This is a genomic window from Shewanella sp. c952 (assembly GCF_019654975.1).
Lineage (GTDB): Bacteria > Pseudomonadota > Gammaproteobacteria > Enterobacterales > Shewanellaceae > Shewanella.
Genome location: NZ_BPEW01000033.1, coordinates 1 through 15301, shown reverse-complemented (window position 1 = coordinate 15301; position 15301 = coordinate 1). Strand labels below are relative to the sequence as shown.

Sequence of the window (15301 nt, the reverse complement as noted above, 5' to 3'; positions counted from 1 at the left end):
GCATATTTTGGCCCTAGCATTTTGCTAGGGTCTTTTTTTACTGGGATCACAAATATAAACAATGCTGCAATTGTTTAATCAAAATTTGGCATTATGTCAGGGTTATTGTGACGTAATTGCAATAAGATGTTGCTAGGGGATCTACTAAAAAGTAGTAGAGGTTAGTTTGTGAAGATTACTGAATTTTTAATAATTGATTTGGATGCAAGAGAGTTAGTCAATGCCAAGCATTCGACTCGCTGTGCGTTATCATTGGCTGAGCTAGAGGTACTAAAAAGCCTTGTCAGCAATGTAGGTGAAGTGGTTAGCAAAGAAACGTTAAATGCCGCAGGCTGGCCTGGAAGAGTGGTGGCACCTTCGTCATTGACTCAGTGTATGAGCAGCTTAAGAAAAAAGTTGCATGGCCAAACGGATATCGAATTAAAAAATATTCCTCGCTATGGATACAGCCTGTGTATCATCGAAGCGGCAGAAGATCCCTCCTTCAAGTTAGTTGACAGCGATAGTCGTCAGGAAACAGTAGAATTGTCTGCGTCACAGCTCAATAACTATGCTACACCGACAACTCAAAATACCGCGATAACAAAAACATGGTCGAGCGTATTCAAACCGATGTTACTTCGAGTTGCTGTCATGAGTGTTGTTGTCACTCTGATTGCTGGGCTGCACTTCTCTGGTGGATTGAAAGTGATAGTTAATCACCTTTCTTTGCTAACTGAACCTGATGTCGCTTCAATCACTGCAAAATCCTTTTCACTCGCTCAAAATCAGTCGCAGTTACATACCGTGCAACTCGATGACCAAACAACAAAGATCACCGCCAAAAATGTTGTTGATAACTGGTTTAATTATGACAATATTTTCAAAAACGCGACAGAAAAACAGTTGTTTGCGTTTGAAAATGGACGCTATGAATCCGTGGCACTATGTAACCAGTTTAATGGTAGCTGTATCGATAAACAGCCACTTAACTTAGTGAGAGCGGTGAGTGCACCGACTCCACCACTTGATATTCAATGGTTAGCGGATACAAAGCTAAGAATGGAACAAGTGACCTACAACAATATTTTGTTAGATGAATTTGCCCCTGCCGATAAAGGGCTGGTTGAAGACGTTTTTCGTGCGGATGTTTATTACTACTCAGAGAGCCAGAATGTTGTGCGCGCAGACGTCCGCTTGTCATTAATTTTTGAGTCTGCTAATCGTGGAAAATTGGTTGCTGCAGCTTGTATCACCGATGATATGCTAAAAGAGATCTCTATACGGTATCAGTTTAGTGGCGAGTTTAAAGTCACTCAAACTATGGTCGATGGTAAAGCCGTTAGCACTTACCTAGTTGATGTTGATGATCGCTCCTTTACCAGTCCGCAACAGATCTCAAAAGAATCGGCCACCATTTATCGGGAGATCCGCAAAAACGTATTACAAAATGAAAGGATGGTGTTAAGACAGCTTTATCAGGATGATGACAGTGGTGTATGGATGCTACCTTTGTGGGGTGAGACCATCGTGTGGGCACATAGAGAGCAAGTTTCGCTTTAGTTTAATAGTATTTAAAAATCAATATCTAGCGGAAGAATGTCATAAAAAAACGCACTCATTTGAGTGCGTTTTTTATTTCAGCATTAAGCGTTATTTTACTTAATGAATCAAATAGTGATTAGTGCTTAAACATTGCTGAAATAGATTCTTCGTTGCTTACGCGACGGATAGCTTCAGCCATAACGGTAGACATCGTTAGCTGAGATACTTTTTCTAGTGCTGCTATTTCAGGGCTCAATGGAATCGTGTCAGTCACAATGACTTCATCGATTACAGATTCAGCGATGTTCTTCGCTGCATTGCCTGAGAATACTGGGTGAGTTGCATAAGCAAAGACGCGGTTTGCACCGTGCTCTTTTAGCGCTTCAGCAGCTTTACAAAGTGTGCCACCGGTATCAATCATGTCATCAACGATGATGCAATCACGACCTTGAACGTCACCAATGATATGCATAACTTGAGCAACGTTAGCTTGTGGACGACGCTTATCGATGATTGCTAAGTCAGAATCATCAAGTAGTTTAGCGACTGCACGAGCACGTACAACGCCACCGATGTCTGGAGAGACAACCACTGGGTTTTCTAGGTTCTTAGCTAACATATCTTCAAGTAGCACCGGGCTACCAAATACGTTATCAACAGGAACGTCAAAGAAACCTTGGATTTGCTCTGCGTGTAAATCACAAGTCAATACGCGGTCAACGCCAACGCTTGAAAGGAAATCAGCAACTACTTTTGCGGTAATTGGTACACGAGCACTGCGAACACGACGGTCTTGGCGAGCGTAACCGAAGTAAGGAATAACCGCTGTAATACGACCAGCAGATGCACGGCGAAGTGCGTCAACCATAACGATAAGTTCCATTAGGTTGTCGTTAGTCGGCGCACAAGTAGATTGAATGATGAATACATCCGCACCACGTACATTTTCATTAATCTGGACACTGATTTCGCCGTCACTGAAAACGCCTACTTCTGCGTCTCCAAGTTTACAAAATAGACGATCGGCTATCTTCTTAGCGAGACTAGGTGTTGCGTTACCGGCAAAAAGTTTAATGTCAGGCACTGTATGAACCTCAGGCGTATGCTTCATGATAGTGGCTGGGACTTAAAAGGTATCCCAGATAGTTAACACTGAGCTAATCTCAGCATTAATGGCGATTTATTTGCCCCTTTGGCAACAAAGCCTTTCATCGACGCAGGCAGTTTTGCCAAGACATCGTTAGCTTGTTGCTCCTGTTCGAATTGACCGAAAACACATGCTCCAGTTCCAGTCATTCTAGACGGCGCATATTCTAGCAGCCACGCTAAGGCTTTGGCAACTTTGGGTGAGTGTTTTACAACCAGTTCTTGGCAATCATTTTTCCAAGGACTGTCCATTAAAGAGGTCAGTGTATGCTTTGGGGTATTACGGGGTAATGCTGGATCTTGGAAAATTTCCGCGGTTGATATGTGCACATCAGGCACGACGACCAGGTACCAAGGCTGCGGAGGGGAAATTGGCTGTAATCGTTCACCTACACCTTCGGCAAAAGCTGAAAAACCATTAATAAAAACAGGGACATCAGCACCAAGCTTTAGTCCTAATTGGGCAAGTTCAGCAGTAGGGATATTCAGCCCCCATAGCGAATTTAGTGCGACTAAAGTGGTTGCCGCATCGGATGAACCTCCACCTAAACCGCCTCCCATAGGTAAGCGTTTATCTAGCCAAATTTCTGCGCCTTGTTGGCATTGGCTGTACTCTTGCAAAGATTTTGCGGCTCGCAGAATTAAGTTATCGTTATCGGCGACAACAGCAGTCATATTTGAATGCAGTTTCAAGTTGGTGTTTTCAGTCACTTTGAAATCGAGAAGGTCACAATGCTCGATAAATTGAAACAGTGTTTGCAGTTCGTGATAACCATCTTCGCGGCGACCATTGATATGCAGAAAAAGGTTGAGTTTGGCTGGTGCTGGCCAACCTAATGAAAGTGCTGCTGTCATAAAGAGGACTCATTGGCGATAGAATGTGGATGATTGGTCATTAATTGTTTTTCAGGAGCAAGTGCTTGCCACTTACTGACTTGAATTTTAAGTCGAATATCATCACGATTTATGTCAAGTAACCGAGGTAACTCAGCGCCACTTTGTGTTTGCCAACTGTTAAAGTCGACTTTCCAAGCGGGAAGTTGATTTGAATTGATGAGCTGGATAGGGCGATTGCGTGAATCTTGACTAATCACTTCATCCCCTTCGCTGAGCTGTCCAGTGATCCAAAGCGGTAAGGCATCGATAGGAATCGTCCAACCGGTGATGCGCGCGAGTAAACGCTGTGCATTGGTATCGGAATAGGTCTTACCATCCAGTTCTAATAATGTGTCACCATTAGTACTTGATAAACTTAGTACCGTAGTGCCTAACATCGTCGTCAGTTTTAACTCATCGGAAGTTTGTGTGTGCAACCAATACAAATTGGTACTAAATTTGTCGTCAGCAGTGCGCACTGCGAGTTTGCCTTGCATTTCCCAAGCTTGCGCTTGTTCGACCTGCTCGACAGAGACGGGAACTAAGTTGTCTGGTATGGTGGTTGAGCAACCGCTAATGAAAATAAAGCTCAATATCACCCATGCATAAGTGTTTTTTGTGAAGCTGCTCAAATTATTCATCTATTACTGATATAAAAGAGCCCTTATGATACGAGGGGTTGGTAAATTTACCAATGCCCTTATGCAAAAAATAGCCATTTGCACAATGTTTATTGTCGTCAATCGGTGTCATACCTATTTAAAAATAGTTAAAAAGGTGATGCTAATTGGAAAAATGGGTAAGAACATAGATTATTATTCGGTTTTGTTAAGCGTATTCTGTTTTTAACAAAGCCAATTCAGTAGAATGGCACCAATAAATAAGATGCCCAAGAGTCCAGAACGAGTCAAATGAGCCTTGTAGCAATCGGAATAAATCATAAAACGGCCACGGTCGACCTACGTGAGAAAGTCGCTTTCGCACCAGACAAAATTCATGATGCTATGAAGAGTCTTGCGACGCACACTCAATCGGGCGAAGCCGTCATTATCTCTACCTGTAATCGGACAGAACTTTACTGTAACAACGGTGAAGAGGCTGACGTTATCCAATGGTTAGAAGATTATCATCAACTCTCTCATGCTGATGTTGAGCCCTGCCTGTATCAATTTAAAGATCAGCAAGCGGTTAAGCATCTCATGCGTGTTTCTGCTGGACTGGACTCATTGATCTTGGGTGAACCTCAGATCTTAGGCCAAGTTAAGCAATCTTTTGTAAAAGCTAAAGAAGCGGGCACCGTTGCTACCACAATGGATCGCTTATTTCAGAACACTTTTTCAGTGGCTAAAAAGATTCGAACAGAAACAGAGATTGGCGCTGCTGCTGTATCGGTTGCCTTTGCAGCGGTGAGTATGGCTAAGCATATCTTCTCATCGCTGAGTACCACGCAGGTATTACTTGTTGGTGCAGGTGAGACCATTGAGTTAGTGGCGCGCCATTTAAAAGATAATGGTGTTAAAGCGATGGTGGTAGCAAACCGAACAATTTCACGTGCAGAAGCAATGTGCGATGAGTTCGGCGCGACAGCTATTACGCTAGAACAGATCCCAGACTTTCTCCCTAAGGCCGATATCGTGATATCCTCTACCGCTAGCCCGTTACCGATCCTTGGTAAAGGCATGGTAGAAAAAGCGCTTAAGCAGCGTCGTCATCAACCTATGTTGTTGGTAGATATAGCAGTTCCTCGAGATATTGAGGCCGAAGTAGCGGATCTGGATGATGCGTTCCTATACACCGTTGATGACCTGCAAAGCATCATTGAACAGAATATGGCTTCTCGAAGAGAGGCTGCCGAGCAAGCAGAATTAATTGCAGACGATCAATCTTATCAATTTATGGAGTGGATCCGCTCATTAGAGTCGGTTGACAGTATCCGTGAATATCGCACTCAAAGTATGGCGGTAAAAGATGAGTTGGTAGAGCGAGCGGTCAATAAGTTGGCCCAAGGCGGTAATAGCGAACAAGTATTGCTAGAGCTGGCTAATAAGCTGACCAATAAATTGATCCACGCACCGACCCAAGCGCTTACCGCTGCGAGTCGCCAAGGTGATCTTAATTCACTTGGACAATTAAGGACGATGCTCGGACTAGATAAAGACTAAGGTTAGCGTTTTAATGAAGGACAGTGTGATTCGCAAGCTTGAAGGCTTGCTTGAACGTAATGAAGAAGTGTTGGCGCTACTGAGCGATGCAGGTGTTATTGCCGATCAGGAGCGTTTTCGCGCCTTGTCTAAAGAATATTCTCAATTAGAGGATGTTGTCAGAACCTTTAAGTCATTTCAACAAGCAGAGGAAGATCTCGAGTCTGCTAAAGAGATGATGGAAGAGGATGATGCCGAGCTGAAAGAGATGGCTCAGGAAGAGTTTAAAGCGGCTAAAGCGACAATCTCTTCGCTTGAAGATGAACTGCAAATCCTATTGCTTCCAAAAGATCCTAACGATGATAACAACTGCTTTGTCGAAATCCGCGCAGGCGCTGGTGGTGATGAAGCGGCTATTTTCGCAGGCGACCTTTTCCGTATGTACAGCAAGTATGCCGAAGGCAAACGCTGGCAGTTAGAAGTGATGAACACCAATGAAGGTGAGCATGGCGGTTTTAAAGAGGTCATTGCCAAAATAAGTGGTGAAGGCGTCTACGGTAAAATGAAGTTTGAATCTGGCGGACATCGTGTACAACGTGTTCCAGAAACAGAATCACAAGGTCGAGTACATACCTCTGCTTGTACTGTGGTAGTGATGCCTGAAATTCCAGAGTCTGAAGCCATTGAAATCAACAAAGCTGATTTGAAGGTCGATACTTTCCGCGCATCTGGTGCGGGTGGACAGCACGTCAACAAAACCGATTCCGCTATCCGTATTACACACATGCCATCAGGGATTGTGGTTGAGTGTCAGGATCAGCGTTCGCAGCATAAGAACCGTGCCCAAGCAATGAGTGTTCTTTCTGCTCGTATTCAAGCTGTTGAAGATGAGAAACGTCGTAGCGCTGAAGAGAGCACTCGTCGTAACTTGGTCGGAAGTGGTGATCGTTCAGAGCGAATTCGAACTTATAACTTTCCGCAAGGTCGTGTGAGTGAACATCGAATTAATCTTACCTTGTACCGCTTAGGCGAATTTATGGAAGGCGATATTGACTCTGTTATTGAGCCGCTCATTCAAGAAAACCAAGCGGATATGCTTGCAGCTCTTGGCGAAGGTTAACAGCTCAGTTCTATCGTTATTCGATGAATAAGGACATTCCTTGCAATTGACTATATCAGGGGCCCTAAAATGGGCCTCTTCTCAATTAAACGCTATTTCAGATTCAGCCTCGCTGGATGCTGAGGTGATGTTGCTACATATTATTAATAAACCTCGTAGCTATATTTATACTTGGCCAGAGAAGAGCTTAGATTCGGCGCAAGTCTCCGAATTTAAACAGATGCTAGCCAAACGTCTTCGCGGTAACCCCATTGCTCACATTGTGGGAGAAAGAGAGTTTTGGTCGCTACCGTTTAGGGTTAATCCAACGACGTTGATCCCAAGGCCTGATACTGAAATTTTGGTAGAAACAGCCCTTAATCTTCCTTTGGCTGAAAATGCCCGTGTATTGGATTTAGGGACAGGAACCGGGGCGATTGCATTATCACTCGCTCATGAGCGTAATGAGTGGCAAGTGTGCGCTATCGACAAAGTCGAAGAGGCGGTGGCACTGGCGATTGAAAATAGAATTAACTTGAAGCTTGAGCATGTTGATGTGTTTCAAAGTGATTGGTTTGATGCGGTAGAGTGTTACGATTTTAATTTAATCGTTTCTAACCCACCTTATATTGATGAAGAAGATGAGCACCTGTCCCAAGGCGATGTACGTTTTGAACCACAGAGCGCATTGACTGCCCCCTTAAAAGGTTTTGCTGATCTGTTTCATATTGCCAGCTGTGCTCGTGATTATTTAACCCCAGGTGGTTATTTGCTGCTTGAGCACGGTTACCAACAAGCGATTGAGCTGAGAGAGAAGTTGATTGAGCTGGGCTATGAAAACGTCGCAACAGTAAGAGACTTTGGTAGTAATGACCGTTGCACCATAGGTCGCTGGCCTAGATAGCAAAGTCAAAGATAGCAAATCGATTCTGGATAGAAAGGCACTTTATAAGTGCCTTTTTTGTTGCTATCAGCAATGGCTACAAAGCTTTAACCATGAAGTACTTACAACCGGTTTCCGGGTATGCTAACTGTGTCCACTTAACCTCATAGCCTCTAGCTTCATAGAAAGGCTTTGCTTGAAAATTCAATGTATCCAAAATGGCATAGCTACAACCTTTAGCTCGTGCAGTCTGCTCCGCTTCTATAAGTAGCTTGTGGCCTATTTGTTGCCCACGCAGGCTTTCTGATACCCACAAATTATCAATCATTAGCCAGTTGCCAAAGGTTCTTCCAGAAAAGCCAGCCAAAAGCTCACCGGTGTCACTTTCTAGTTTCAGCCCTAGTGGGAGTCTTTCTGATACTTCCCAGTTTTGCCAATTAAACTCAGCAATTTTATCTTCAACGGATTGGGCAAACTCTTTGCTGTTATCGGTAACAAATTGGCTCATTGTTATAGGGTTCCTAGGGGGATTTAGTCGTGAAATATTATGCTTAAAACTGGTATTTTACAGGCCACTATTTAGACGATAAATGCCTATAAAAAACATTATTTGTTAATGTCGGTCAGTACTCTAATATATTTTCGTCTAGTGATGAACTAAATCCGCTAAAACTCGGTCTTATCCTTTAATTGCCGCATGATGTCGGTAATCATGGATACATATTTGGAGTGCGTTATCCGCTTACTTTTCAAAACAGCAACCACTAGAAATTCAATCGTCATAGTTTTTACTGTGCTGGTTATTCTGTGTTTGATGCAAAATAGTGGAATATTGCGCAGTATCAATCAGCTTGTCGACAAAGAAGCCCCGCAATTGAGTTTACAAAGCCAGACTGAATTCCAGTCTTTAGAGGCGTTAAGTCTGCAGTCTTGTGAACTTTCTGAAAAGTCACTGCGGGTTTGTATGGATGAACCCAATTTAAATCTTGTTCTTTTTTTGCTGTTTTTAATCCCTCTATTACCGAGTACTTTTAGGCAGTTATCTCGTTTTTTCGATGTCCCTATTTTGCCAAAACCCAGGCGAATACATCTGTGTTTTTGCCGTTTTCAAGAATAACCTCGCTTATGCATATACAGCTATGATGTTTATCGTTAAATTGAGCTGATATGCGCTTTTGAATTCTTTTACTTTAATTGGTTTACCAATATGGGTAATCCTCTGACACATGCACTGACGGCACAATGACTGGATGCGAGGGCTTAAACTCTTTTTAGCCCCAAGTTATATGTCGCTGCGGAGACGAAATTGAAAATCATTAAACACTTTTTGCTTATGCTTAGCTTGCTACTGTCTAGCTCTGCTTTTTCCCAATCGACTGGCTGGATTGAGAATCCAAATCATCCGCCAGTAACAGCTAAATTCATGCTGACTGGCGAGCTCGATGCCGCCAATCAAACATTGCCTGCAGTGTTAGAAGTTAAACTCGATGGTGACTGGAAAACCTACTGGCGTAGTCCAGGAGAGGGAGGCGTTGCTCCCAGTATAAAATGGGATAAGTCAGGTAATCTTGCCGATGTCAGCTGGGATTGGCCAGCACCTGAAGCTTTTTCGTTACTTGGCTTGCAGACATTTGGTTATAAGCATGATGTAGTTTTTCCGATGCTGGTGAAGGTTAAAGATATTAACCAGCCGCTGAAGCTTAAAGGGCTACTTACTTTATCGAGTTGCACCAATATCTGTGTGTTAACTGATTACGACATAAACCTAGATATTGACCTGAAAACCATAACAGCAGACCCTGGGGCCATGTTTGCCTATAACAAGGCAAAAGTCAGCGTACCACAACGTAAAACATCGGCCGATATCAATCTTGGATGGGATAATTCAAAGCAGCAACTTCAAGTATTACTGAAAGAGGGGGAATGGCAATATCCACAAGTGATTATTGATGGTGAACCCGATGTTAGTTTTAAGCTTAAACGTTTGGAGACAAGTAAGGATGAGCTGGGGAGCAGGCAGCTTACAGCTGTTTTCGACGGTAGTAGCTGGTTAGGCGAAACTGATGTTATTGGTAAAAGTTTAAACGTGACAGTTATCGAAGCTGAAAACGCGATTGAGTATGGTGCCGTTGTGATAGCCACGGATATTGTTAATCGCAGCTCCCCATTATGGACAATGATGCTGATAGCATTACTTGGTGGTTTAATCCTAAACGTGATGCCATGTGTATTACCTGTATTGGGGATGAAGTTAAGTGCTGTAGTGGCGGCCCCGGATCTTAATAAAACCCAAATTAGGCAGCAATTTTTAGCGTCAGCGCTAGGAATTTTGGTCTCATTTTGGTTGTTGGCAGCATTCATTGTCGGTTTGAAAATGACGGGGCAAGCAATAGGGTGGGGCGTTCAGTTCCAAAACCCATGGTTTATTGGTTTTATGGCACTGGTTACCTCGGTATTTGCCATCAATATGTTAGGAGCATTTGAGATAAATCTGCCGTCGAGCTTGCAGACAAAGCTCGCGACCAGCGGTGGCAATGATAATCGTGGTCACTTCTTACAAGGCATGTTTGCCACACTATTAGCTACGCCTTGTAGTGCGCCATTTTTGGGTACCGCGGTTGCTTTTGCATTAGGGGCTGACGTGGTCAGTCTGTTTGTTATATTTACAGCATTAGCAGTAGGAATGGCATTGCCATGGTTATTGGTTGCAGCAGTTCCTCAAGTGGCTAATTACTTTCCAAAACCTGGGCGCTGGATGAGCATTGTTAAAGTTATTTTTGCTGGCTTACTGTTACTCACAAGTCTTTGGTTAATAAGTTTGTTAGCAAACTTCATCTCAACAGGCATTCTTTGGGCTATTGCAGCGATATTAGTGCTGTTATTTGTCATCTTAATGGCGAAATTATATGGTTCTGCCGCCGTTATCGCCACCATAAGTATTAGCATTCTACTCAGTGCTGTAACCGCATTTGCGACTTCAGATAGATGGGCTAGCCCGCTACCGACCGATCTTGAGTGGACACCATTGCAGCAAACTGACATTCAGGCCAAAGTCGCTAAAGGACAAACCGTGTTTGTCGATGTGACCGCTGATTGGTGCATTACCTGTAAAGCCAACAAAGTCGGTGTCATCTTACAAGATCCAGTGTACAGCCGCTTAAAACAAGCAGATATAGACCTAGTCATTGGTGACTGGACTAAACCGTCAGCAGCGATAACAGGCTATTTGCAGAGTCATAATCGCTTTGGGGTGCCGTTTAATGTGGTTTATGGACCTAATGCGCCTGATGGGATTGAATTACCGGTCATCCTTACATCAAAGCAAGTGGTCGATGCGATCAATCAGGCTTCAGCTCAGTTGTAATCAACTTGCTTAAAGATCTTATTCGCTAGCGTCAACGCTAGCGAGCTCCCCAATTATTGAACACTGTTATTGATAATCGCCAACGGGCACGTTGAAGGCCGTCAATAGCCGTTTTTAAAGAGAATAATTAGATGAATTTCACCATAAAGATTAAAGCCATTATTGGCGTGACATTAGCCATCATTGCCGCATTTATTACGATTCAAGCGATGAGTCATACAGCTGTAATTGCAGCTGATACGAGTCTTAGTACTGCACAGCAACAAGAGGTAAGAGCAATAGTTAAAGAGATGCTGGTTAATGACCCTGATTTACTTAAAGAAGCTTTGATTGCAATGCAAATTCGTGAACAAGGCTCACAACAAGCCAGTGTGAAATCGCTTATTGAACAACACCAGCAATCTCTGTTTAATTCCAAAACGGATCCATGGAAAGGTGCAGAAAAACCAGGGCTCACCATGGTTTACTTTACTGACTTTAATTGTCCTTACTGTAAGAAGTTAGAGCCTGAATTGGACAAATTAATGACTGAGTTTCCACAGTTAAAAATCATAATCAAAATGGTACCATTGCAAGGAAAAGGCGCTAAAGACGCTGTAGATTTGGCGCAAACAGTTTGGTTGAATGAGCCGGAAAAATACTTAGCACTTAAAGATACTTTGATGGCGGCTCCGCGAAGACTCGACTCAGCAATCATTGCTAAAGTGGCTAAGTTAACCAAAACACAGGATTGGTTAAATCAGAAAGACAGTCGAGTCGATAGTATTGTTGATAATAATCTACAACTAATGCGCCAGCTTGGCTTTCGCGGCACACCGAGTATGATTATTGGCGAACAAGTTATTCCAGGTTTAGTACCTTTTGAAACACTTAAAAAAGCCGTTGAGAGTGCGCTGGAGGATCAAAAGGATGGATAAGAAAGCACCTTCAAAGCCAATGTTAGTCAGAGTGCTAAACTGGGCAAAACAGCTAATGCTGATGCTGGTGGTTTTCACTTTGTTCTCAGCTGCGATTGATCTGTGGCGTAGTCGAGATATTCCAACTGACAATTTACCAGACTTACAAGCTATGACGCTCAATGGCAATGCCGTTGATATTCTCGCTATGAGCTATCAAGAGCCGGTGTTGGTTTATTTTTGGGGAACATGGTGCCCTGTATGTAGCTTTGTTAGCCCATCGGTCGATATTATGGCAAGCCAATACTCAGTGGTTACAGTGGCGATGAACTCCGGAGCAGATGAAAAGCTTAGCCAGTACTTGAAGCACAAGCAGTATGACTTTGCAGTGATTAACGATGAGAAAGGGCAACTATCTCATCATTGGTCGGTCAGTGTGACGCCGACATTGATGGTGATTAAAGATGGCCAATTGCAGTTCTATACCAGCGGTTTTACTAGCTTGCCGGGGATGTGGTGGCGGATGTTGCTAGCCTAAGTGGCTAAGTCGAATATATGCTAACAAAAAGGTAACCGAATTGGTTACCTTTTCATTTTGGTAGCATGACTAAACTCAAGGTATTTTATCTGAGATTGCAAAAACCTTCTCTCTCTGGCAGGTGTTCTATACTGGTAAACACAATTGTGTTTACCCTGCTGGAGCTTGTTATGAGTCATACTTACAAGATTATTGAGCTTACTGGTTCTTCGCCTATTAGCTCTGATGAAGCGATTAAGAATGCTATCGCTGCCGCCAATGAATCACTGCAGCATTTAAGGTGGTTTCAGGTAACCGAAACTCGAGGGCATTTAGAAGAGGGAATGATTGCTCATTGGCAAGTAACAGTAAAAGTTGGTTTTACACTCAACCCTAAATAATCATCTTGCTCAGTCGATTAAAGATTAGCTTGAAATGGGTTAGGCATCACGTGCTAACCCCTTTTCTACTGTGCGGATCACTCGCTGAGTTTTGCGGCTTAGCTCTGCCTGTTTAGCATGTTGTTGCTCAAGTGCCCAGTCGATATGTTCACTCACCACCTCGTCCACTTCCTCAGAGAGCTTTCTCGATTCTAGCGCTGTAATAATCGACGCGTTTGTTGGGGCATTTCCAAGGGCTATGGCTATGTTGCGTAACCAGCGCTTGTGGCCAATGCGGCGAATCGCGCTGCCTTCGGTGAGTTTCAAAAACTCCTTTTCACTCCATGCGAATAAAGACAACAACTCAGGTTGCTGTAATGGCTCACGGGTATGAAAGTCTTGCTCATTAGTAATAGGCGCTTGGCTATTAACCGGGCAGACCAGTTGACAGTCATCACAGCCATAGATGCGGTTGCCAATTGCTTGGCGAAACTCAACAGGAATAGCACCTTGTAGCTCTATGGTGAGATAGGATATGCAGCGACGGCCATCAACGATATAAGGCTCTACGATGGCATTGGTAGGGCAAGACTTAATACAGGCTACACAGGTGTTACAGTCTGCTTTAACAGGCACATCGACAGGCAGTGGAAGGTCAATAAACAGTTCTCCCAGAAAGAACCAACTGCCAGCATCGCTATTTAGCAATAGGCTGTGTTTACCTGTCCAGCCTAAGCCAGCTTTATCTGCTAGTGGGCGTTCAAGTATCGGCGCTGAATCGACAAAGGGGCGTGAGTTAGGTTGGCTAAACCCCATCTGCTTAAGCTCTGTTTCCACTTTATCGCCTAATTTCTTAAGTCGATTACGGATCATCTTGTGGTAATCACGACCACCAGCATAACGTGAAATATAACCTAAATTTGGATCTTTCAAATTTGTTGCAAAACCGGCATTGGGTGGCAGGTAATTCATGCGTGCTGAGATAACACGCCTTGTACCGGGGTGAAGCTCATGAGGTCTCGCGCGCATCATGCCATGGTTAGCCATGTAACCCATTTCACCGTGATAGTCATTGTCTAACCACTGTTGCAGTTTGGGCTCTTCGGCAGTTAAATCAGTATCGCAAATACCAATTTGTGCAAAGCCTAATTCTTGTCCCCAAGTTTTGATTTTAAGGGCTAATTCGCCAAGTAAAGTGGGCGTCAAGGAATCTAAGGATGCTAATTGTGAAGGAGTGTCTGACATAGCTCTATTAACTGCTCGAAGTAGCGGCTAATAATAGCAGTTCTTGGAGGATAATAGGTGTTTTGCCTTCTTTTAGCCTATTTTTGCTTGGTTTCGACCAGCACTCTTGGCTTGATAGAGAGCATCATCAGCTCTTTTTAGCAGTTGTGATAATTTACTATCTGTGGCATTTAGGCTGGCAACTCCCGCGCTTATCGTTAACGCAAAATTCTGTGGGAATTCGCTGAAATCAGCCCCGCTAACTTTCTTAATAAGGGTCTGAGCAATGTCATTAGCTTGATTTTTATCCGTTTCAGGTAAAACGATCAAGAACTCTTCTCCACCAACACGGGCAGTTTGATGGTTAGGTAAGAGCATCAAACGGCAGGTATCGGCAAGTAGCTTTAACGCATGGTCACCGACTTCATGGCCGAAGTTGTCATTAACAAGTTTAAAATTGTCAGCGTCAAAAGCAATTACCGATAATGGCAATCCAGCTCTTTGTGCTTCTTCAAAGCAACGTTGTGCTTTGGTATAGATATAGCGACGATTGGGCAATTTGGTCAAATCATCAGTTAATGCTAATGCTGACAATAGTTTATTCTTTTGAGATTGCTTATAAGCAAAGAAAGATACGATGACTATGAGAAAGCTACCGAGTAAAATAATTACCCCTTGTAGGATTTCATTTTTCTCTAACATAGCGAGCTCTATTTCTCTAAGGTGTTGGTTTTCTATTAGATGGCGGTTCTCGGCCTCAATTTGATCAGCATTGAAGCGAGTACGCATTTCAGTGGTATAACTCGATAGCCGTTTAGTATCGAGCTTTTTGTGTTGCCTTACATATTCGTTAAGGGATAGGTAGGCCTGTTTCCAGTTATTCTGGCTGAGGAATACTTGGCTTTCGACTAACTGTAATTCAGCTAGCCCTCTGATATTCTTAACTCGTTCGAAGGTTTTTCGGGCAATAGCAAGGCTTTGGTGTGCGTCATTTAATTGGTTATTTGCAAGGAGTATTTGAGCCCTAAATAGGTGCATAAAACTGTAAAAGGCTTCGTCTGTTGGTAATACAAAAGATTCAGCCTCATTGAGAAGTTGATTTGCTTTTTCAATCTTTCTTAGTTTGATTAATGTGCCAGCCATGTTGACAGCTACCATTGCTTGTTCAGAGTCGTTTTTATTGATTTTCCAATATAAATAACTTTGTTCAAATAGTTTTTTAGCGCTTTCTAAGTTGCCGAGCTCCTCCTC

At 43.2% G+C, this 15301-nt stretch carries 14 protein-coding genes; 8 read left to right on the top strand and 6 right to left on the bottom strand.

The window, feature by feature from the left end:
• Positions 1-168 precede the first annotated feature (168 nt).
• Positions 169-1542 carry a winged helix-turn-helix domain-containing protein gene (locus tag K5R16_RS17805; RefSeq protein WP_220739136.1) on the top strand — a complete coding sequence of 458 codons (1374 nt, stop codon included), beginning with the start codon at positions 169-171 and terminating at the stop codon, positions 1540-1542.
• A 118-nt stretch (positions 1543-1660) separates the two neighbouring features.
• Here the strand turns inward: K5R16_RS17805 and K5R16_RS17800 are convergent, their stop codons facing one another.
• The 3 genes from K5R16_RS17800 to lolB all read right to left on the bottom strand — a co-directional run bounded on the left by K5R16_RS17800 (position 1661) and on the right by lolB (position 4187).
• Positions 1661-2608 (bottom strand): ribose-phosphate pyrophosphokinase, encoded by a 948-nt coding sequence (locus K5R16_RS17800; protein WP_044556501.1) that lies wholly within the window; start codon positions 2606-2608, stop codon positions 1661-1663.
• Positions 2609-2670: 62 nt separating this feature from the next.
• Entirely contained in the window at positions 2671-3525 is an 855-nt protein-coding gene (gene ispE / locus K5R16_RS17795) for a 4-(cytidine 5'-diphospho)-2-C-methyl-D-erythritol kinase (RefSeq protein ID WP_220739134.1), read from the bottom strand.
• The gene (gene lolB / locus K5R16_RS17790; RefSeq protein ID WP_220739132.1) at positions 3522-4187 is read right to left on the bottom strand and encodes a lipoprotein insertase outer membrane protein LolB; all 666 of its coding nucleotides are present in this window, start codon (positions 4185-4187) and stop codon (positions 3522-3524) included. Before lolB ends, ispE begins: the two co-directional genes overlap by 4 nt.
• A gap of 270 nt (positions 4188-4457) precedes the next feature.
• On the opposite strand from lolB, the gene hemA reads away from it, so the two are divergent.
• Genes hemA through prmC form a run of 3 tightly spaced genes read left to right on the top strand, consistent with a single transcriptional unit; the run spans position 4458 to position 7690 of the window.
• Positions 4458-5708: a glutamyl-tRNA reductase gene (hemA, locus tag K5R16_RS17785; protein WP_220739131.1), complete on the top strand. Its 1251-nt coding sequence runs from the start codon at positions 4458-4460 to the stop codon at positions 5706-5708.
• A gap of 13 nt (positions 5709-5721) precedes the next feature.
• A complete protein-coding gene (gene prfA, locus K5R16_RS17780; protein ID WP_220739129.1) occupies positions 5722-6807 on the top strand; it encodes a peptide chain release factor 1 in 1086 nt (361 codons plus the stop codon).
• 40 nt (positions 6808-6847) lie between these two features.
• Positions 6848-7690 carry a peptide chain release factor N(5)-glutamine methyltransferase gene (prmC, locus tag K5R16_RS17775; protein WP_220739127.1) on the top strand — a complete coding sequence of 281 codons (843 nt, stop codon included), beginning with the start codon at positions 6848-6850 and terminating at the stop codon, positions 7688-7690.
• A gap of 76 nt (positions 7691-7766) precedes the next feature.
• Here prmC and K5R16_RS17770 read toward each other — a convergent pair whose 3' ends face one another.
• Complete coding sequence (locus tag K5R16_RS17770) at positions 7767-8177, bottom strand: N-acetyltransferase (RefSeq protein WP_220739125.1); 411 nt, start codon at positions 8175-8177, stop codon at positions 7767-7769.
• 825 nt (positions 8178-9002) lie between these two features.
• On the opposite strand from K5R16_RS17770, the gene K5R16_RS17765 reads away from it, so the two are divergent.
• From K5R16_RS17765 to K5R16_RS17750, 4 genes are all read left to right on the top strand, one after another.
• A complete protein-coding gene (locus K5R16_RS17765) occupies positions 9003-11033 on the top strand; it encodes a protein-disulfide reductase DsbD (RefSeq protein ID WP_220739188.1) in 2031 nt (676 codons plus the stop codon).
• A 131-nt stretch (positions 11034-11164) separates the two neighbouring features.
• Entirely contained in the window at positions 11165-11950 is a 786-nt protein-coding gene (locus K5R16_RS17760; RefSeq protein WP_220739124.1) for a DsbA family protein, read from the top strand.
• On the top strand, positions 11943-12467 hold the full coding sequence (locus K5R16_RS17755; RefSeq protein WP_220739122.1) for a protein disulfide oxidoreductase: 525 nt from the start codon (positions 11943-11945) through the stop codon (positions 12465-12467). Before K5R16_RS17760 ends, K5R16_RS17755 begins: the two co-directional genes overlap by 8 nt.
• Before the next feature lie 170 nt (positions 12468-12637).
• The gene (locus tag K5R16_RS17750) at positions 12638-12847 is read left to right on the top strand and encodes a dodecin (RefSeq protein WP_020913901.1); all 210 of its coding nucleotides are present in this window, start codon (positions 12638-12640) and stop codon (positions 12845-12847) included.
• A gap of 39 nt (positions 12848-12886) precedes the next feature.
• Here the strand turns inward: K5R16_RS17750 and queG are convergent, their stop codons facing one another.
• Positions 12887-14071: a tRNA epoxyqueuosine(34) reductase QueG gene (gene queG / locus K5R16_RS17745; protein ID WP_220739120.1), complete on the bottom strand. Its 1185-nt coding sequence runs from the start codon at positions 14069-14071 to the stop codon at positions 12887-12889.
• Positions 14072-14143: 72 nt separating this feature from the next.
• A partial coding sequence (locus tag K5R16_RS17740; protein ID WP_220739119.1) for a GGDEF domain-containing protein occupies positions 14144-15301 on the bottom strand: 1158 nt, incomplete at its 5' end.

Excerpts from the sequence above, each read along its gene's own strand:
- ispE (WP_220739134.1), bottom strand. The coding sequence starts at position 3,525 with ATGACAGCAGCACTTTCATTAGGTTGGCCAGCACCAGCCAAACTCAAC.
- lolB (WP_220739132.1), bottom strand. The coding sequence starts at position 4,187 with ATGAATAATTTGAGCAGCTTCACAAAAAACACTTATGCATGGGTGATA.
- hemA (WP_220739131.1), top strand. The coding sequence starts at position 4,458 with ATGAGCCTTGTAGCAATCGGAATAAATCATAAAACGGCCACGGTCGAC.
- prfA (WP_220739129.1), top strand. The coding sequence starts at position 5,722 with ATGAAGGACAGTGTGATTCGCAAGCTTGAAGGCTTGCTTGAACGTAAT.
- K5R16_RS17770 (WP_220739125.1), bottom strand. The coding sequence starts at position 8,177 with ATGAGCCAATTTGTTACCGATAACAGCAAAGAGTTTGCCCAATCCGTT.
- K5R16_RS17765 (WP_220739188.1), top strand. The coding sequence starts at position 9,003 with ATGCTTAGCTTGCTACTGTCTAGCTCTGCTTTTTCCCAATCGACTGGC.
- K5R16_RS17760 (WP_220739124.1), top strand. The coding sequence starts at position 11,165 with ATGAATTTCACCATAAAGATTAAAGCCATTATTGGCGTGACATTAGCC.
- K5R16_RS17755 (WP_220739122.1), top strand. The coding sequence starts at position 11,943 with ATGGATAAGAAAGCACCTTCAAAGCCAATGTTAGTCAGAGTGCTAAAC.
- K5R16_RS17750 (WP_020913901.1), top strand. The coding sequence starts at position 12,638 with ATGAGTCATACTTACAAGATTATTGAGCTTACTGGTTCTTCGCCTATT.
- queG (WP_220739120.1), bottom strand. The coding sequence starts at position 14,071 with ATGTCAGACACTCCTTCACAATTAGCATCCTTAGATTCCTTGACGCCC.